The following is a 19,811-nucleotide window of genomic DNA, read 5'->3' as shown; positions in this document are numbered from 1 at the left end:
CTCAGATATGTAGTAATTTTTGTATTGACCTTCTCAACAAAAAAGGTCATTTCCAATCAGAAATGACCCGCCAAAAAATATATAATTATTATTACCTATCGTTCACAGTTTGCAGTCCAGGCTTTGCAGTCTTTCGTATAACCGATTGTTAATTTGTCGTCATCGATACGGATAATTCCAGATCCCGCAGAGCCTATATAAGTGAGCAGTTATACAAAGCTTGAAACTTTTAAATGGTTCCATCATTCTTGCTCCGATCATTGGAAACAAAAAAATCAGTTACGCAAAAACAAAATTCTACGTAACTGATTTTCACAAGATATGATCAGCCCTTTTTCTGCTTATTCATATTGGAAAACAACGGACACGGGAAGGTGATCCGAAGCATATTGACCTAGCAATGCAACAGACGATACGAGCGTATAGCTGTTTGCGGCCTTTGGATTAAATATCACAAAATCTATCGCCTTAGTTGGTGTATTTACCGGAAACGAAAGCGGACAGCTACTCATGCATGACAAGGTAAATCCCTCTTTAAGCTTGAGCATTTCACTACTTGATGGTATGGCGTTATAGTCTCCTCCTACAAACAGTTCTTTATTCAAGGTGGCGCTCATCTGATTAAGATACGCAGCTTGCGCAGTCCGATTCGGCACATTGAGATCAAAGTGAGTAGATGCAAATTCAATATTTTGACCATTGGGTAAGGTAACCGTAGCAAGCGCGATACTCCGTTGTTCTCCGGCCGTAGGCATAGGCAGCAGCTCCCTCCTTTTATTAGATAGGGGATATTTACTAAGTATTGCTACCCCGTATTCACCACCATTGTAATCAATGGACTTAGAGAAGTGGTATTCCATTCCCAAGAGCTTTGCCAGTTCCGCGGCCTGATTAACTTTGCCCGAGCGTGGCACATTGACATCCACCTCCTGAAGCGCAATAAGTTCGGCCCCGCTATTTTTTATGACTGCAGCAATGTTCGCCAGGCTGACTACATCCGAATTTTCAGGCGCTCCATGATGTATGTTATACGTCATGGTGACCAGCTTTTTCTTTTCGGGTGCAATAAGTTCAATTTTCTCATCCCCACTACAGCTAAATAAGTTTAATAGAGCCAAGGCTCCAAGAATAATTTTTTTCATTTTATGATCTATTTTGGAAGTTTTAATTTGAATTCGGCAGTCATTGGCAAAAAGTTATTGGACGATTTGGAGAAAGTTCCATATTTACTCAGCTGCAATTTGTCCTCAGGAGTTTTAAATGTGATATAATCAAATACACCGGTCGGATTGTCCTTTGGTGCATTATAGGGACATCCCGTGCCTAGACAGGCAAAGGTAAAGCTGCCCTTGAGATAAGATAATACTGGACCGTTGGCAGATTCCTGTTCGTTTAAATTTCCCACAAGAATCACTGGCTGAGTCAATTTTTCCGTTATATTCAGCAGATCCACGACCTGAAGAGCCCGGTTGGCGGCTACCGAAGGATCAAGCTCAGTTCCTGCAAAATACAGTTCATGTCCAGCCTGCACTTCGACTTTGATCATCGCCATACTGCGAAGTTCGGCCGTATTCCCTTCTTCCCGGCTCAACAATTGGCTATACTTTTCTTTGATCGGAAATTTGGATAAAACCGCATTTCCGAATCCCCCGGTCTGGTAATCTATATTTTTCTTAAAGTAAGCATCCATCTTCAATGCTTTGGCGATGGCCCCTGGACGGTCTACTTTCCCAGCCCTCGTAGTCGCACTATCCACCTGTCTCAAAAACAGGAGGTCAGGATCATATTCTTTTATCAGGTCCACCATGGCGTCAAAGTTGGCTACGGTGCTTCCTACATTCATATTTAGGGACATCACCTTAAAACTTTTTGTAGGCGTATCATCCGGTTCCTGCGGTTTTTCGGGTTCTTTTTCCGGTAGCAGATTCCAGTCACCGGGGCTGTAGGACTTGCGGCAGCCCTGTAGTAGCATACCAGCCTGCAAGAAAAGCAGGCCAAACAAGATTATCTTTATTTTCTTCATGATAACAGGCTTTTTAATAATTTGGATTTTGTACCATATTGGGATTAGCAATGATTTCTGCCTCTGGAATAGGCCATAGCCCTTCCCTATTTCTTTTGTAGGTACGGCTCTGTACCCTTACCACTTCGCCCGTTTTGGGGTTGGTGGCCCCAAAGACTTCGCCATTCATGACAGCTTCGTCGATACCCCATCGGCGGATATCAAAATAACGTCCTCCTTCGAAAGCGAGTTCTGCCTGACGCTCCCGGCGGATCAGTTCGCGCATTTTGGTCTGTGTGCCATACAAGCCACTATTCACGGCCGGCATGGCTGCCCTTGCGCGCACTTCGTTGATCGCAGCAAGCGTTTCGGCATTATTCCATTGCCCGGTTTCTATCATTGCTTCCGCATAGTTGAGCAATATTTCCGCATAGCGTATAATCATAAAATCAAGGCTTCCGCTTTTAGCCTGCCGATCTCTGGCATCGATGTATTTTTTTATCCAATAGCCCGTTGCTGTGGATTTTGTCTCCCCTATTTTATCTGTCGGATTATAAAATGGGTCTAGCGTGTATTGGTTCTGGAACCTATCATTGGGCACAAACACAGACGCCGAGAGTCTCGGATCCCTATTATTTTTATAATTCGGGTTTTGCTGATAGATCAGTATGGAATCTCGGCCGAGCTCCTGAATGGTTTTACCCTGTTTGGTTTCAAAATTATTGACGACGGTATTGGTTGGCGAGAGATAGGTTTCGCCTCCAATACCAAACGGCGCAAACGAAGTCCAAGCATTGGAGCAGCCATTTTCTTTAAAGAATATACGCTCGTCATTTAATTCACCCGCGTAGCTGAAGAGTTCGGCATAACTGTCATTTTTATTTGTCGTACTCAGCCAGAGGTTATACACTTTAGAGTCAATCACCTGTTTGGCGCTTGTCTTGGCCAGCTCATAATCTTTATAATACAAGCCTAAGCGGGATAACAGAGATAGACAGACCCCACTGCTCATGCGCCAGCGATCAGCATTTACATATGTTGCCGGCAACTTGGTAGCGCAGTCCTTCAATTCGGCTACTACAAAATCATAAACCTCTTTTTGGGGTGTACGAAACGATTGATTCTCCGTTGGCATCAATGATTTTGTCAATAAAGGGATATCGCCGAAAACGAGCATCAGTTCCATATGATAATAGGCCCGCAGTGCCCTGGCCTCCTGCTTCATCCTTTCTTTCAGTTCAGCATCGATATAGGCAGCACCTATATTTTCCAAGAATCTATTGGCTCTACGGATGCAAGTATAATCGTCCGCCCATAGGCTACTGGAGACTCCCCAGCGGCTAGAAGCCAATCCGCGTGTAAAGCCATCGTATTCGCCTTTGAAGTCGCCACGCTGCACCGCTTCATCCGTAAGTCCGGCGTAGTACATGATGTTTCGCCCCGAGCTTCCGTCCGGTATACCGGCATAAACAGTTGCCAGGGCATTATATCCATCTGTCTCGGTATTCCACCACTGCCCATCCGACACGCCATCCGGGCTGTCAACAGTGAGAAATTTTTCACATGAACTATTTAACAGGCCCATGACTAGTAGGCCAAGAAATTTTATTTTAATTTTTATCGTATTCATTTTTCTTAAAAATTAGCCGTTAATCCAACAGAAAATATGCGCATCATGCCATAGGTCCATGATCCGCCCTGTGACTCCGGATCCGCCATTTTTAACTTTGTGAAGAGAAATGGATTTTGTGTATTGACATATAGGCGTGCATTTTTTATCCCGTACTTATTGAGGTAGGCGGAGTTAAACCTGTAGCCAGCCTGAATGAATTTGACACGGAGGTATTTAGCATTGAACAACCAAAAATCACTACGCAGGATATTGTTTGCCGGATTGGCCAACAGGCGTGGATAGATGGCATCCTGATTATTTTCGCGCCACGTGTTGGCTGCCCGATAAGTTGTGGGGATACCGCCCGATGCGCTTAAATTGAGCGGGTGCCATAAGTAGCCAGCAGATTTGCCCCCTAGATTGGCCGAGTAATCGTGGTTGCCAGCCCCCTGTAACAAGAACTCAAAATCAAAGTTTTTATAACTGAAACTCACGTTGCTAAAATAATTGATCCGTGGCGTAGGGTCTCCGATCACTTTTTGATCACTTTCGTCAATTATTCCGTCACCATTCAAGTCTACATATTTGATATCTCCCGGGCCTTCACCTGCAAGCGCCGGAACCAAGGCTGTTTTCTTGTCCGCGGCAAAATCATCATACTGCAGAATACCATCGGTCACATAGCCATAATGGCTTTTAATCGCATAACCGACCTCATTGGTGGAGATGCCAGAATAGTATGGACCACCCAAAAGTTCTGTAATTTTATTTTTATTATAAGAAATACCCGGTCTGATAGAAAAGCTAAAATCATCACCGATCTTATCGTTATAATTCAGCGACAGTTCCATACCTTTATTGTTTACCTTACCCGCATTTAAAGGAGCAGAACCAATAGCGCCTGAAGGCGCGACAGTCGGTTTGAGCAGCACATCCTTCGTTCTTTTGTCGTAGTAATCAAAGGTTAAGGAGAGCTTATTCTTAAAAATCGACATATCCAAACCCAGATCGAGGATATTGACTTTTTCCCAGGTTATGTTTGGATTTCCCCATACTGATTCAAGCCCGTTGGTCGCATTGATCAGATTTTGATAGAGATAGAGCCCAATATTCTCATTTCCGAGTTGTCCATAAGAAGCTCTCAACTTCAGGTTGCTGATGGCATCCACCTTTAAAAAGCTTTCATTATGTAGGTTCCATCCCAATGCGATGGATGGGAAAAATCCGTATTTCTTTCCGGGGCCAAATTTGGATGATCCATCTGCCCGAAAGGATAATTCAGCAAGGTAGCGGTTGTCATAAGCGTAATTTGCTTTCGCATAGCTGGATACCAACGACGATTCTTTCCAATAGCCTTCATTAAATTTTTCCACAGAAAAACCACCCATTGCAAAGATATTGTGTTTTTTGAAGGTCTTGTTGTAGTCAAGCGCACCGCTCAGGTAGTAATAGGTATTTCGGGTTTCCGAATAGGCGTTGCGCTGGACGGCCCAGGTCTGTACCAGCTGTTTGGTGTAATAGTCAAAGAAATAGAAATTATCTCTATTCTGTTTATACACATCACTGTTGAGCCGATAACTAAACTGTCCCCGTAAATTTAAATTGTCGGTGATAGACCATTTTGGCTGTAGATTGATTGTTGCCTGGTCATATTGATAACCAATGGTACCGCCGACCTCTTCATAGGCCAGTGGGTTGACGATATCGGCATAACGGCCGTATATCGCGGGCCACCCTTCCTCCTGCGGGTATTTGGGCAGTACCGTTGGAGGTAGCCGGTAAAGGTCGTCCAGTATCCTGCTTCCGCCATTGTCTATTGTTCGATTGGGATACAAGGTATTCCGTCTGATCCCTAAAACATCCAGATTAATCAAAAAACGTTTAGAAAGAGATACGGAGGTATTTGCCCGGATATTAAAACGATCCATCTTATTGAGGGGCAACATCCCTTTCTGATACATATAATTGCCTGTCACCGCAAAACGGGCGACATCATTACCCCCACTGACTGCCAGGGAATGAGAGGTCAGGGGGCTGTGATCATCAATGACAATATCCGTCCAGTTGGTATTGGGATAATTAATGGGGTCTTCACCCGATTCGGTCTTGCTGATCTGTTCATCTGTATAGAGTATTTGTCCACCAGAAGCTACCTGCGCATAGTTATACATCCGCATATAAGTTGGCGCATCGACAAATTTGGGAAGGATTGTCGGAGATTGCTGACCATAATAACCATCATATAGGACGTTGATCTGCCCTGCTTTACCGCGTTTGGTCGTGACCAGTATAACGCCATTCGCTGCCCTTGCCCCATATATTGCTGCCGCTGCTGCGTCTTTTAATATGGTGACACTTTCGACCGTTACAGGATCAATATGATTCATATCCATGGGTACCCCATCAACCAGTACCAAAGGGTCCGAGTTATTCAATGTGGATATACCGCGAATTTTGATGCTGGCCGCGTCTCCACCGGGCAAGCCCGAACCTTGCTGTACCGTAAGTCCAGTTACGCCACCTTGCAACGATTGTGAAAGGTTGGTAATTGGTTTTCCTTCGATATTGGATTTGATATCCAAGGAAGCCACGGAGCTCGCAATATGTTTTTTCTGCATTTCGGTCATCCCCACGACCACGACTTCATCCAGATCCGAGACGTTTTCTTTGAGTGATACGGTAAGGTTGGCTTCAGTCTTATTGACCAGGATCTCTTTGGGGAGATAACCCACGGCAGTAAATGACAAGCGGCTTCCTTTAGCGATCTCCAGGGAATAATAGCCTTCATTGTCTGATACAGTCGTGGCTGTCCCCCCTTTTTCAAACACCGTCACACCAGCCAAGGGACTGGGAGGCTCCTGGGTATTAAAAATACGCCCTTTGACAGTGACTTTTTCCTGCACAGCTGCAGATCTGACCGTATTCGCAGCGCCCATTCCCTGTCCGGGTATTACGGTTATCTGCCCGACTCCCTGTGAAATATTTAAGTTAAATCTCCGGAGCACCTGCCTTAAGGCCGGTACCAGTTCCTCTTTATTAAGATCGACATTTACCCGTTTGTCGGCCAATAAATTATCCGGATACAACAGCGCAATATCTGTCTGTTTTTGAACGGATTGCAAAAAATGTTTCAACGGTACATTTTTCATTTTGAGCGTTATTCGCTGGGGAAACGCAAGTGCACTTACGGAGAGTAAAACTCCTGTAATGGCAAGGGATCCTATCTTCATATTATACCTAATTTTAGGTGACAATAGTTGTCCAGAGGAGAGATTTTGTCCCACCTGTTTTTTTTTCATAATTTTGATGAAATTAAATTTTTTGAAACGTTTAATTTTAACGGATAAAGGGGACGGCAATTCCTCTTTATCCAATTTTGTGGTTAAATAATCAATTGTTTTTAATCCAAACCTCCTTTTCTACTCGTGTTATTGTATAGTCTTTTAATTCATAGATGTTGCTTAATGAGGTCAGGATGCTTACATCGAGATTGATCCTTCCCGAATAGACGGTCGTGTTTTCCAATACAGATCGGTCAGCATGAATTGTTACATTATAGATTCTTTCTAATTTTTTGATCAGATCCTTTGTCGACAGACGATCGAGTACAAGTTGTTTTTTAGTCCATAAAATTTCATTTCCATCCGCTTTGTTATCGACGAGCATTTTATGCTGCTGCAGATCATAAGCGATAAACTGTCCCGGAGCCATGGTTATATTTTTAAAATGCGGGCTGCTGAGTTCCACCTTTCCAGTAATCAATTCGATCGCCATTTTTTTATCTTCCTCATAAGAAGAGACATTAAACGTGGTTCCTAACACTTTGACTGCGGCGTGTTTTGTCTTCACGATAAAAGAGGTCCCGTTGTGCGCTACATCGAAATAACCTTCACCATTGAGATAGACTTCACGTGGTTTACCCAGCATATCCCGGCTATAAGTAAGGTATGAGCCCGCATTAAGCCAGACTTTGGACTGGTCTGGCAAGGTAAATTCCTGTCTCTTTCCATAAGGCACAAAAACGGTGTTATATTTAAGGCTCTCTGCGGAATTATTGGGACTTAGCAAATCAAGTATATCGGAACGCTCCTTCACTTTCAAAAATGAAATGGCATGTTTTTCGGACCTTGGGTCAACGGAAATTAGTTGTAGGCTATCTTTATTCCTATTGAAGGTCTGGCTTATCGACGCTATTCTTTCGATATCGAGCTCTGTTGGAATGACTTTATCAATCGGATAAAATAATTTGAAGCAGATCAGCAAGCAGGCCGCAGCAGCAATAGCGCCAACACGGACAAGCACTCTTTGCCGATGTCTCTTATTCGCACTGTGTACGATCCTTTGGAAGAGCTGTGCCTTATCCGCATCCGAAAGGGAGTCTTCCGGTGTTATATTGAATATGTGCTTAAATTTTTCGTTTTTTGTTTTCACAAATTATGCTTTTACAGATATAGAGCACAATTTTTGAAAACATAGACTAAAATTTATTAAAAAAAATATAAAAGATTGTAAAAAGCTCAATAGGTTTCAATTCAACTTTTAATTGCTTGATTGCACGGAAGGACAATGTCCTACAGGTTTCGACATTCACCCCCATCATACGGGCTATTTCATCGTAGGAAAAATTGAGATAATACCGTAAAAAAAGCACTTCTCGCTGCCTTTTAGGCAATGCATCAACTTTTTCTTTGATCACCCGCACTACTTTCGTTTCGACCTCATCATTGATCAGGTCCAGTTCGTGGCTATTTGTCCAGCTGATGTCTTCTGAGAGTGTTTCGATATCCACGGTCTGCACTTTTAACCGGAGCAATTTTCGGCGTAGCGCAGCGAAGAGATAATACTTTACATTAACTTCTTTCGCAATTTTGGGATTATTGAATAGACTGATAAAAAGGTCGTGAATGCAGTCCAGCACAGTATCCTTATCATAATGGTACTGCCTACCATAGCCGTATAGATCATCGATATGTGCATCGTAGATTTCCTTAAATGAGCTTTGGTTACCTTGTATAAATCCAATCCAAGACATAAAAAATTGGTAGAAATTTTCCGCTAATTTCTTCTTTTTAATATTAATCTTAGATGAAATAATGGTTATATTATCACTTAGGTCTATTTCATCAAGATGGGGTTTAGACACCTTGGTAGCAAGTATAACAAATTTAAAATCAATAACAAAACAAAAATGATCGCTTGGCATATACCAGCGTAATTCCTCCTTTATGGTCATATCAAGATACGAGAGAAAATTGCCAACAAAAGCAGCTTGTAACTGGGCTAAGGGTAGGCAATACGGATTCTGTTTCTGGATCTCCCATACGCACATTATATTCAATTACATAGGGTTCACCATCAACATTCATCAAACCGATGAAAATAAAACCCTTGTAGGGAATACCATCTTTCTTCAGCGGTTAAGACCGGAGAAAATAAACTTGGTGTAGTGATGAAACATTTATTCAGCCAGATCACTACTACACTAGATATGGATAAGAGTGTCACGGGGTCTATTACAAATATTGGGTTCTCGATTTTAAAACCTACACAAAGCAGTGCAGACGTTAGGCTAAAAGAGGGAGATGACCAGATCAGTTATAATGGAATTCATCCTGATGGAGCAGTAATTATCTTTTCTTCTTTAGGAAATGGTTTGCGCACTGTTGAAAGTGAGCCTACGGTTTCAGGAAAATGGTTCAGCGTGGGTTTGATCAGTATAGTATATAAAATGCCATCACCTTGTATCTGTTTAATCTGTGTATGACTGTAAAATTATCCCTTTTTTTAAACAGCGAGGAATTTTCGACAGCAATACAGTTGCATTAATACAAGTCAAGCCGGTACCTTAACTTTGATCGGAAGTATCCAATTATTTTCACAAAAAAAGCGGATAACATTACTGCTATCCGCTAATGATCTATATTATCCTACCAATAGTGAATATCTTTCGCATTTTACCCCATTTATTGTTATATGAGATAATGCAGCCCATATTAAGTAGGGCTTTCACCAGCAATGGTTGATGAAAAAGTTAGTTCTTAACACAACGTATTGATACAGCTAAGTTATTTGCATTTTCAAAATTTACGTATCTTTGAATATGCCCCCTTCCAGGGCCTATATCTCCGTAGGACGCAACTACTTCTAGTAATGAATACCAATTAGCATCTCCTGTTATTTTATTTTTTATTAAGTACCATCCACTACGATCTAGATAGTTATTCGCTCCATTATCATAATACCCGGCAAAAGGTAAGCAAAGAAAATTTCTTCTATTACCACCAGATACATCGCGAGTTCCAAAAAATAATCCATTACTTAAGATGCCGTACGGCTTAAGATGATCCAAATAGGTATTTTGACTACCATTATTCGAATTATAATCATTATTAATTTCGACCAATAATGACTCTATTTCTTCGTCAGTTGGCAATCTCCATGTATTTAATGGCTTAATTAATTTGCAAGGATCTCCGTTATTGCCATTAATAGTCGGTTCAGGCAGAGGGTTATCATTTGCTTTCTTAGGTTTTAGAAAGTTAGGAAAAAAATAATCACCATAATGTTCATTTGATTGAGCGAAGAAATAACTATCTGAATACTCATCATACTGTAGGTTTCCCATAGCAAATTCAGCTCCTCCAATTTTAAAAGTCTTCTCCTTCTTTTCTCCCAAATCTAATTGTAGATTATACTTAACTCCTTGTTCAAAGGTCAGATTTGACAGACTAACACTACCATTAATCCCATTGATAGTAATATCAAAGAGGTTTACTTCGCCATCATTTGTAGATTCTGTATAAATAGAAACGGGATAACTCGTCCATGATCGAGATAGTTGGGGTCGAGGAAAATACACATCACGAGGGTTGACATAACCGTATGATATTGTTCCAGAAAAGTTATTAACGCTAAAATTATTATGATGAGGTGTAATTTCCCCCCTTCCAATACTCTCGATATTACCAATATCGCCAGAATTAAACGTCACAGTAACTTCAGAAAAGATATAATTCAATAAAATGTCAAGGTTTAACTGTTGACCACCAAATAGCTGTACATCCTTTTTCCAGCGATAGCTATTAAATTTTAACGAACTGTATGCAGGATTTTCCGAAGCATTTATAGAAGCACCGTTATTACCAGACGCTAAAAAAGTATATTCTCCCGGTTCTAAATCAAAAGAAATGTTCGAATCGTCAATTCCATGCTTAAAAGATTTTGTTAGAATTTCTTTTGATGCATTCCCTTTTTCATATACAGTAATCGTATACTCTGACCCCACAGGCAAAGGTTCTATCAAAGGTCCGTTAGAGACAGTTTCCGAAATCTTCGATGCTCTCAAGGGCGAAATGGCACCTACAGGTATTAGTGATCCGCTAATATCATATTTCTCATTAAAGGAAGCCTCAATATATTGGTTTTTTGGAAGCCGTCCTATATTCTTATTCGTCGTCGAATGCAAGGTGCGATTACCTTGAGGTTCAGAAAATCCCATACCAGTCATTTTGACAGTAACATGAGCCTTTGCTGAGTCCACATTTACTTCCTCTGAATCTTTTTTGCAGGCAGAAGTTAAAACTGATCCGGCAATAAAAAACGCCAAGATTTTATTTAGAGTTATTTTCATTTTTGATACTTTTAAGATTAAAATAGGATGTATTTTTATGGCTTACCAATAGTTGTTTTCAACCTCTTCGGTTATCGTCTGTGAATCTTTCCAGCCTTGTTGCATAGCATTTGATCCACTAGCGATGCCATATTCTAATTCTATCTTCCTTACTTCAATTTTTGGAGCTTCATACATTTGCTTGGAACTGTCTTTGGCTTTAATGTTTGTCTTTTTCATTTTTTTACTTAAAAATTGGTCGATATAATTCCTTATCGACTTAAATAAATTATATAAACGTGGAATTAGAAACCTGTTAAGAATCTTGCTCTGAATACAACAGACTAGGTTAACGTTTTCTAGGCTAAATTTTTACAATTAAATGCAAAGTTAATAATTAATGGCAAATTTCAAAGACGTAACGATACAATTGAGTCACATCAGTTTAAAAAATTACAAGAAATCAGAAAGCTATTAATATAAGTTACGACTGATAATAGTCTTTTTAAACCAATGAAAATTATCTAACTGCCAATCAACTGAATACGGATGTACCCATAAAATGCACCTATACGTTCGAAGGAATACTCCCTGCTGGAAAATGATCAAATTATTTAAATTCGGTTATTCGCATTCGGCAGGAGAGCCTTATTTTGTAGATTTTAAAGATATTTCCATAGACTGGAAATAGCCGAACTGAAAAGCCTATGGAAATTATTCCGAACAATGAAAAGTATGCCACAATCCATCCAACTTTGACCATACCGGGGCAGATCTCTCCTGTGGCGAAAACTGATGGAAAATAATGGTGTGATCTGTACCGGGACACTTTCTCACATGTACTGTTGAGTGTAAAGTTATGGGCTGTTTGCCCATATAGTCCACCATTTGAATGGTACCGGTAAAGGTAGATTCATCTTCTCCCTCTGGCTCGGCTAATTTTTTGAATTTAGTCTTAGTTTTCTTGATCAGCTCCTTTGGAAGGGCACGCTTTTCTATGTTACGGTTCACGAGGCCGTCAAAATACATAGATAGATTAGCTTCAATTGTTTTTGAATTGGGCACCTGCTGCCCTTCTATATACCACAAGAAAGCATAAGACCAATACTCATCGCTCTCAGGCTTGTTCCATCCACTCGTAAAGCGAACATCTTCTACACCCTTGTAAGGAATCTTAGGCGCAAAGTCTATCGGTATCGGAAACCGCTCTATTCCCCAACCATCAAGGCTGAGATCATATGGAGCCTTCCAGGCTACAGGATCGAATTTCTCTTGCGCCCGAAGTGCTGTATGGAGAACAAAAACGACAAGTAGTGTAAAGAAGGACCTTATCATAATTAACTCATTTATTGCTGGTTAAATAAAGTTAGCGATTTTTGATTAAAACTCGCTGCAATTTATACCAATAGTCTAAGGGCACGCGCCGATACTTTATTGTTTCTATTGTTTTAACGGCTTACATATCATCGTAAATGTCATTCACACCTTCGCAAATGTCATTCACACCTTCGTAAATGTCATTCACACCTTCGTAAGTGTCATTCACACCTTCGCAAATGTCATTCACACCTTCGCAAATGTCATTCACACCTTCGCAAATGTCATTCACACCTTCGTAAATGTCATTCACACCTTCGTAAGTGTCATTCACACCTTCGTAAGTGTCATTCACACCTTCGTAAGTGTCATTCACACCTTCGTAAATGTCATTCACACCTTCGTAAATGTCATTCACACCTTCATAAATGTCATCCGCACTTATCATATATGTCGTTCATCCCTTATATTGTGTATTCATCCCTGAGATGTCGGGGCCCTCACAAGGCGCAATCCACGATCACTATGTCGTAGAGACCTTCTGATAAATACTGCATGGCTAGAAATGAATAAAATCATACATCGATCTACCTAAAATTCATACATCCAGGGCAGATTACTGGGCTAACTTTGGTATAAGATAACAGATCGATTGGACTCAGGTAGTACCGGTCGGTCAATAGGGAACAACTCCAAGGCCGATCCAGGAGGATAATAAGGATAAGCAACAATAACAAACTTAAAAACATTAGAAATGAAAACATTAGTAAAAAGAATCATCGGCACCATGAGCATTGGTGTGATGACATTAGGAATTTCGTTAAGTGCGAATGCGCAAAGTATTAAAAGTGAAAAAGAGGTTAAAAATCAGAAAGAAGTAAAGGCGGCAAAAGATACCAAGATTGTGCGCGCCAATCAGACCTGGTATTTTACAGGCACTTCGAGTGATAACCCGACTGACCCGAGTAAATATTCTACCAGTTTACCAGCTGGAAAAAGTTGTAGTAGCTTGCCCTACCAAACTGTTTGCGAATTGCAGGCTCCAGCTAATCCATCTAATTCATCACAACCAGACATGAATTATATTGCTTTTGGAAGTGAAACAGTACAGCAACGTATTGAGGATGCCCTTGAGACATTAGATCCGTCAGAAACACCTCAAGAAAATGAGACTGTTACCGCTTTTAGAAAACACTAACAGCTGAAGGAAACAAGGGAGAAACCGGCGGTCTCTCCCTTGTTTCTATCTCGTATTTTGTTCAATACCCCCCAAAACAATTACACTTTCAGGAATTGGATAAACGTAACGGCTATCGTTAGGTTCCAGATAAATTGTCTGTACATGAGTACCATCATCGACTTCGCGGCTAAGTCTTGTTTCAAATTCCTTATCCAGATTCAATCTTTTTAAATCTGACCAACGGACACCTCTAAAAATCAGCTCTTTCCTTCTCTCCTGTAAAATATACTTTAATGCTTGGGTATCAGTAGTAAAATCGGGCAACTGATACTCACCGTTTTGATATCTTTTGGTAAGCAATTCCTTTAAAAATATTAGTCCATCCGACCTCCTTCCCCTTCTGGTATGGCATTCAGCTAATATAAGATAGATCTCATCCATCGCCATCCCTGCAAAGTAAGAAGAAAAATTGCTAGCATAATTCCCCTTAAATCCCTTTGCTCCGTCGCCTTTATCCTTAAAATACACTTCCTTTCTAAGGTCATTTTCCTCATATAAATTGTATAATTCCGGAGATATATTAAGGTCATCTTCATTGAGCAACTCAGCATTTTCCACCGAATAAGCCAGGTAGATCATTTCGTCATGCAAGGCTGGAAACGGTCTATTGGATTGTATATCCAACTTATTGAAATCAAGCAGAACATTGCTTTTATCATACACCTCTAACGCCATCTTTTCCGCATTTTGATAATCCTGCATATAAAGATAGACCTTTGCTAAGGCCGCACTTGCCGCGGCTTTACTTGGCCGTGTTTTGACCGCAACTTGTTCGGGTAATAATTCTCTGGCTAATTTTAGTTCCGCTATGATAAACTCAAATGTTTTCTCCAAAGATGACCTTTGCACCTTCACATTGGAGTCGGATCCTAATCGTATAGGCAATCCCAATTGATTATTTTCCTTTCCATGTTTATACGTTTGACAGTAAACCAAAGCGAGATAGTAGTAACATAAGCCACGGACAAAGTGAGCTTCTCCGCTTAGCTCCGTTTTCAAGCTAATATCAGAAGATATTATTTTCTCCAAGCTTTCCAATACGACATTGGCGACCAATATAGTCCCAAAACTGGCTTGCCAGCTCGATGTACCCGAATTGATTAATTCCCTCTTCCAGAAGTAAAAGTCTTGGTAAAGCTGATATTGGGAGGTAATTTGATCAAAATTCAAATAATAATCATCCGTCCCCACTTCGAGCAGCCCCGGATAAGTCTGATTGATCCGACTTTCATTGTCAAGCATAGCCCTGAGATCTTTTAATGTCTGCGGAGTCGAAATTGTGGAATCAGGTTTTACATCCAGATATTTTTCACAGGACGTGACTGCAAACAAACCCATTATAGACACAAAAATTAAAATGTTAATTTTTTTACATTTCATAAGATTATGATTTTTTTTAATAATAACTAACTGAAATCTAGTTTAATACGACACATTCAGACCAATAGTGAAATTCCTTGCATTTGGTATTCCCAGAAAATCAGCGTCTAGTCCAGATTTCGTCGCTCTCCATAATACACAGACATTATTGGCATTAAAAAATAAACGCACATTTAATTTTTTCGACGAAAGAAATCGAGAACAATCTGGAGCGTAGCTAAACTGAACATCTTGCAGTTTAACAATATCACCTTTTTCTATATTGGCTTCCGAATTTGCATAGAAGGTATCCCGATTTGTATCAGCAGGATAATTCATTGAAGGTACAGTCGTGGTCAGTTCATCTCCCGGTTTTACCCACCTCCTTTCATAATCTTTGTGTGATATCCAGCTGTTATAAAGCGAGGCATAGCGAATAGTCTCTTTTTGGAAGTAATGACCAAATTTGTAGCTAATATTAAATGAGACCGACATATTTTTCCAATTGAATTCATTCCGGAAAGCGCCATAATAAGGAGGTAAGGCTGTACCATGATAGCTTAGGTTTTGAATAGAATCACGCAACATATTGCGATAATCTTTTGAAACCTGTCCTTTGTAAATCCCTTGAGGGTCGCCATTTAGAGGATCTAACCCAGCGAAAACGTAAGAAAATACAGGGTAAAGACTTTTATCTTTCAATGGGCGCATCGATGTTCCTGTATTTGTTGTATAGGTTGTACCTGTACTTAAATTTCCATAGAATTCAAGTACTTTATTCTTGCTGCTTGACAAAAATAACGTCGGGATCCAAGAAAATCCACCATGACCAATACGTCCGGACAATTTGAAGTCAAATCCTCTATTTAGCAGCTTACCGACATTTTTCGTCATGCTTGAAAACCCAGACGTCGGGTCTATCAGATCGGTCGCCAATAAGTCAGATGACAATTTGTTAAAATACTCTATAGAACCTGATATTTTATTATTGAACAAGCCAAAATCAAGTCCATAATTTATCATACGGATATCTTCCCATTTTAGCGAAGGATTTGGCAAGACACTTATTAATGCTCTTGGCAAAGTGGTCTGAGCCCCTGAAGGAGCTTTCGTATATGTTATGATCGGTTCACTTCCGGTTATCCCGCCAATATTTCCACTATGGCCAATTGTCCATCTCAGCTTTAAATGGTTGATCTCCGGAATTTGCTGCATCCATTTTTCCTTGCTCAGATACCAGGCTGTTCCGACCGACCACAATGGATTCCATCGGTCGTTTGTTTTTACGCCAAACATGTTAGATGCATCTCTTCTAGCAGAAGCGCTGACGGTATACTTATTAAAAAAAGTATAGCCTACATTAGCAAAAAAAGATACAAATCTATTTTCACGCATTTGATCTGACATGAGATAAGGTATACTTTGTTTACCTGCCAATCCTCTATAGGTCTGAAATAGCGTCACATAATCCACGGGCTGGCTAGTTTTCAAGTTGACATCATAACCGTATACTCGGCTTGACGAGCTCTCACTTGTTCTTTTCGAATATTCGGCTCCCGCAAGTACTGTCAAAAGGTGTAAATTATTGTTCACTTCATAATTTAACTGAGCACGACCACGATGGCTCAACATTCGATTACCGGATAAGGTATTTATTGCACCTTTAGGTATGCCATAAGTAAGCAGGCCGTTAGTTGATGTTGTAAATTGATTAATCAGATTTCGAGTAAAGTAAGCATCTTCTGTAAATAAAGTTTGCTGTTGCTGTATCTGCTTTTCAATATTATATTGCCCAGTAAACTTAAAATTCTTTGAAAATGAATACATCAGGTTGAGTCCGCCATTAAAATAGTCCATCTTATCATCCGTTCGCGAATCAAAGATATCTTTGTACGGTTTCATTGTCCAGTCAAGCAAAGGATCTGAAATACCAATCAAGTAATCTGGGTCATAAGCGTATGCAATAGCTGCTGCGTTTTGGTTTTCATCGACCAATTGGGCATAAGGATACAGTGCTTGTCTATTACCGCCCGGGTATATGGGGAAGCTGAATGCCGATGGCGTCTGGTTAGCGGCTGTATTGACATATTGAAATGCTGTACTCAGTTCCAGATTTTTTCCTAGCTGATATATCAAATCGGATTTTAATGTAAACCGGTTATTTTTATCTGTAACTGCGTTCGCAAGATTTCTATCGTAGCCCACACTAAAACGCGAAGTAAGCAAATCGGAATGCGTAGCGTAGCTTGCGTTATACTGTTGTAACACGGCATTCCGAAAGAAGTAATGCTTCATATCATCTTTATAATTTATATTTCGATATCTTTCCAACTGTCTATCAGCTTCCGGCTTTGATATCTTACCCACATCTATATCTCGAAGCAACTTGACCACCGGCGAAAACAAATATGACGCACTACTATTGCTTAAAGCCGATTTATAAAATCCATTTTCATATAATTGCTGTTCTACTGCTATAAAGTCCGCCGAGGACATTAGCTGCAAATAATCGAGATCAGCTTTTTTCGTGATCATAAAACTAACTCCAGCGTCCCATTTCCCCTTAGACCTTTCAGCATTGCGCTTTGATTTTAGGACAATCACTCCATTGCCAGCCCTCGCCCCCCATATTGAGCTTGCCGCAGCATCTTTTAAAACTGTTACAGATTCAATATCATTGGGGTTTATATTACTTAGCTCTCCTTCATATGGAAAATTGTCCAATATGATTAAGGGCTTAAGCAATGCGTCAGAAAAAGACCCAAGCCCTCTAACATTCATAACAGTAGAGGATTTACGTCGATCAAATTGAAGGCCCGGCACTGTCGATTCCAATTTATCTATGATATTTAAGGAAGAGCGCTGATTGAGGACCTTGTTAGCTATCATTTCGAAACTACCTGTGGCCCGCTCCTTGGGAAGCGACTGGTAGCCGTCACTGTAAACAACCACTTCGTCTAGGGCAAGTTCATTCCGTTCAAGAGTGACGATCAGTGAATCTGGAAATGTATACAAGACATTCTTTGGACGATAATTAATGTGCGATACAGCTATATGCCCATGTTTATTTTGCAAAACAAGTTCAAACTTTCCATCCCGGTCTGTTGATGCTGCTACAGTTCCAGCCCTTACAATAGCATCACCAATAGCCTGATGTTTCGGGTCCAGTATTTTGCCAGTTATCTTAAATTGTGCTTTTGCCGCTATCGATACCCAGAAAGACAGCAAGAAAAGAAAAATATGCTTTTTCATTTTACTTTGTTCTAGGTGTTGGGTCCACAAAAGGGGCATTATAACCTCTATCCAATAAGTTGCGCATCGTATAAGTCTGTATATTACCATTCTGATTTATCCAGACATAAAAGGGGAATCCATTAAACGGGAATAGGCGATGGAGGTAATCATCGTCTATAATAGAGTGTATGGATTTGAAACCAAAATCACTATGTTTCAATCGATGATTAAGTCTTTCAATCTTTTGTATATCATCTCTAGTACGCACGGAGTTAACCATAACAACATTGATTTCATTGCCGTACTTATTTTTAAAGAATGCAATTTCCTTTTGGTGAATTAAGCAAGGAGAGCAGGTTGTTGACCAAAAATCTAATACCAGAAGTTTCCCTCTGAAAGGAGCAAGAGTTGATTTAGATAAATGTCCATTGTTATAAATAGTAAATTCTTGTTTCCAAAAATCATCAGGCACAGCATCACCTATGTTGATAGGACGTTCAGTTGACCCATTGGCCCCGCTGTCCTTGCGGGGCGTCTGAGCCGATAAACTAAACATAGAAACTAAGCATAGGATAGATAGTAGGGCACTATACAGTTTAATTGTCTTTTGATTGGGCAAGACCTCTCCTGCCCTAAAAAAATGTCTCATTTTTTTGGGTTTTAATGGAGTGATCTAAGGCACAGATTATCCTGTCCGATCGGGATCAGCAATTTCATCCCAGGGGTCTGGCCTGAGCCACTCCGGTAAATAAATAGAACTATTAATAGGTTCTCAGATGCGGTGCTAGACAATTACGGGTGAATAGATATGGACGATACCGCATCCATATGGAAAATGAAAAACCGACCTTTTGTATAGAAAATAAATATCTATTTTTTCTAGAATCTTTGCATGTGAATTGCGAATTTCGTACTTTTAAGGTGTTAGAATAAAAGAAACGAGGATCGTGCAATTGTCGGGCATTGATCTTGGAAAAATCAGGTCGGCAAAATCAACAACATTATGCCAATAAGTGGGGCTTCTTGAGCCTTTCTTAATGCGCATTTTAATACTGTAGGTATTGCGTTGTTGATTTTAAAATTGTTAGCTGTTATTCTGGTGGACAATGTTTGTTCATAATGAGCAGGATTACCGCATATTGGCGACAATGATCAACGATCTGTCGTTGTAATAATGATTGTTTTCTTGACTCTAGCTGTTTCATAATTTAATAGCTGGGTTATTAAAAGAGTCTCAAAGGAAGAAAGTGGAGATATATAAGATAGGCTCCTGCCTTCAACTGACAGAGGGTACTAGCAAAGACCACGACGCAGCATCCAGCAGGAGCCTATCCTACAATTGCAAATATAGGCAAAAGTAGGGATAAAACTCCCAGTGGTCTCGCGTCTGTAAAATTGCTAGTTTTTCTGCCGAGACTACAATCAGCGAACTGATTAT

Annotated in this window: 15 protein-coding genes; 2 read left to right on the top strand and 13 right to left on the bottom strand. The window is 40.3% G+C overall.

The window, feature by feature from the left end; translation table 11 throughout:
- Window positions 1-341: 341 nt before the first annotated feature.
- The 6 genes from G6053_RS01180 to G6053_RS01155 all read right to left on the bottom strand — a co-directional run bounded on the left by G6053_RS01180 (window position 342) and on the right by G6053_RS01155 (window position 8,943).
- Entirely contained in the window at window positions 342-1,142 is an 801-nt protein-coding gene (locus G6053_RS01180) for an endonuclease/exonuclease/phosphatase family protein (RefSeq protein WP_165305295.1), read from the bottom strand.
- Window positions 1,143-1,150: 8 nt separating this feature from the next.
- Window positions 1,151-2,023 carry an endonuclease/exonuclease/phosphatase family protein gene (locus G6053_RS01175; protein WP_165305294.1) on the bottom strand — a complete coding sequence of 291 codons (873 nt, stop codon included), beginning with the start codon at window positions 2,021-2,023 and terminating at the stop codon, window positions 1,151-1,153.
- Between the two features lie 13 nt (window positions 2,024-2,036).
- Window positions 2,037-3,632 (bottom strand): RagB/SusD family nutrient uptake outer membrane protein, encoded by a 1,596-nt coding sequence (locus G6053_RS01170; protein ID WP_241254894.1) that lies wholly within the window; start codon window positions 3,630-3,632, stop codon window positions 2,037-2,039.
- 5 nt (window positions 3,633-3,637) lie between these two features.
- The gene (locus G6053_RS01165) at window positions 3,638-6,913 is read right to left on the bottom strand and encodes a TonB-dependent receptor (RefSeq protein WP_165305293.1); all 3,276 of its coding nucleotides are present in this window, start codon (window positions 6,911-6,913) and stop codon (window positions 3,638-3,640) included.
- A 91-nt stretch (window positions 6,914-7,004) separates the two neighbouring features.
- A complete protein-coding gene (locus tag G6053_RS01160; protein ID WP_165305292.1) occupies window positions 7,005-8,045 on the bottom strand; it encodes a FecR family protein in 1,041 nt (346 codons plus the stop codon).
- A gap of 46 nt (window positions 8,046-8,091) precedes the next feature.
- Window positions 8,092-8,943 (bottom strand): RNA polymerase sigma factor, encoded by an 852-nt coding sequence (locus G6053_RS01155; protein WP_277603197.1) that lies wholly within the window; start codon window positions 8,941-8,943, stop codon window positions 8,092-8,094.
- Window positions 8,944-9,063: 120 nt separating this feature from the next.
- Here G6053_RS01155 and G6053_RS01145 point away from each other — a divergent pair, with 120 nt between their 5' ends.
- Window positions 9,064-9,378 carry a hypothetical protein gene (locus tag G6053_RS01145; protein WP_206531849.1) on the top strand — a complete coding sequence of 105 codons (315 nt, stop codon included), beginning with the start codon at window positions 9,064-9,066 and terminating at the stop codon, window positions 9,376-9,378.
- Between the two features lie 267 nt (window positions 9,379-9,645).
- Here G6053_RS01145 and G6053_RS01140 read toward each other — a convergent pair whose 3' ends face one another.
- The 4 genes from G6053_RS01140 to G6053_RS01125 all read right to left on the bottom strand — a co-directional run bounded on the left by G6053_RS01140 (window position 9,646) and on the right by G6053_RS01125 (window position 12,988).
- Window positions 9,646-11,244 carry a hypothetical protein gene (locus tag G6053_RS01140; RefSeq protein ID WP_165305290.1) on the bottom strand — a complete coding sequence of 533 codons (1,599 nt, stop codon included), beginning with the start codon at window positions 11,242-11,244 and terminating at the stop codon, window positions 9,646-9,648.
- Window positions 11,245-11,286: 42 nt separating this feature from the next.
- Entirely contained in the window at window positions 11,287-11,463 is a 177-nt protein-coding gene (locus G6053_RS01135; RefSeq protein ID WP_165305289.1) for a hypothetical protein, read from the bottom strand.
- A 474-nt stretch (window positions 11,464-11,937) separates the two neighbouring features.
- A complete protein-coding gene (locus G6053_RS01130; protein ID WP_165305288.1) occupies window positions 11,938-12,558 on the bottom strand; it encodes a hypothetical protein in 621 nt (206 codons plus the stop codon).
- Between the two features lie 121 nt (window positions 12,559-12,679).
- Window positions 12,680-12,988 carry a hypothetical protein gene (locus tag G6053_RS01125; RefSeq protein WP_165305287.1) on the bottom strand — a complete coding sequence of 103 codons (309 nt, stop codon included), beginning with the start codon at window positions 12,986-12,988 and terminating at the stop codon, window positions 12,680-12,682.
- Between the two features lie 306 nt (window positions 12,989-13,294).
- On the opposite strand from G6053_RS01125, the gene G6053_RS01120 reads away from it, so the two are divergent.
- Window positions 13,295-13,738: a hypothetical protein gene (locus G6053_RS01120; protein ID WP_108635262.1), complete on the top strand. Its 444-nt coding sequence runs from the start codon at window positions 13,295-13,297 to the stop codon at window positions 13,736-13,738.
- A 45-nt stretch (window positions 13,739-13,783) separates the two neighbouring features.
- Here the strand turns inward: G6053_RS01120 and G6053_RS01115 are convergent, their stop codons facing one another.
- From G6053_RS01115 to G6053_RS01105, 3 genes are read right to left on the bottom strand one after another with little or no spacing between them, the layout of a single operon-like run.
- Window positions 13,784-15,160: a RagB/SusD family nutrient uptake outer membrane protein gene (locus tag G6053_RS01115; RefSeq protein WP_165305286.1), complete on the bottom strand. Its 1,377-nt coding sequence runs from the start codon at window positions 15,158-15,160 to the stop codon at window positions 13,784-13,786.
- Window positions 15,161-15,202: 42 nt separating this feature from the next.
- Window positions 15,203-18,391 carry a SusC/RagA family TonB-linked outer membrane protein gene (locus G6053_RS01110; protein WP_165305285.1) on the bottom strand — a complete coding sequence of 1,063 codons (3,189 nt, stop codon included), beginning with the start codon at window positions 18,389-18,391 and terminating at the stop codon, window positions 15,203-15,205.
- Window position 18,392: 1 nt separating this feature from the next.
- Window positions 18,393-19,022 (bottom strand): thioredoxin-like domain-containing protein, encoded by a 630-nt coding sequence (locus tag G6053_RS01105; protein WP_165305284.1) that lies wholly within the window; start codon window positions 19,020-19,022, stop codon window positions 18,393-18,395.
- Window positions 19,023-19,811: the final 789 nt, after the last annotated feature.

The organism is Sphingobacterium sp. DR205, assembly GCF_011064245.1.
Taxonomy (GTDB): Bacteria; Bacteroidota; Bacteroidia; order Sphingobacteriales; family Sphingobacteriaceae; genus Sphingobacterium; species Sphingobacterium athyrii.
This window is presented reverse-complemented; position numbering and strand designations above follow the sequence as displayed.